This window comes from Streptomyces sp. SP18CS02 (genome assembly GCF_036322365.1).
Classification (GTDB): Bacteria; Actinomycetota; Actinomycetes; order Streptomycetales; family Streptomycetaceae; genus Streptomyces.
Genome location: NZ_JAQYXC010000170.1, coordinates 1 through 322 on the forward strand (window position 1 = coordinate 1; position 322 = coordinate 322).

A 322-nucleotide genomic window follows, 5' to 3' on the forward strand; every position below is an offset into this window, starting at 1 on the left:
CGACCTCCCGGACGGACTCGACCTGGTCGTCGCGGAGGACGGGGCCGGGAGCACCGTCCGCCAGAGATCGGAAGAGCACACTTCTGAACTCCACTCCCGCGCAATCAACGCGCTAGCCGGCTTGGGGAGTTACGCGATCGGGGGGCGGGGGTCCCAAACCAAAAAAAAACCACAACAAAACAAAACAAAACCCCACCCCACAACACAACCCACAACAAACACACAAAAAAAAAAAAAAAAAACACAAACACGCCCCCATAAACCCAAACAAACCACACCCCCCCCCCCCACCACACCAAAAAAACACAACCCAACACCCCCC

The 322-nt window shown here is 56.2% G+C and carries 1 protein-coding gene; it reads right to left on the reverse strand.

Annotated elements, in window-relative coordinates:
* Positions 1-129 precede the first annotated feature (129 nt).
* On the reverse strand, positions 130-322 hold a 193-nt coding region (locus tag PUR26_RS01470; RefSeq protein WP_329868390.1), incomplete at its 5' end, for a hypothetical protein.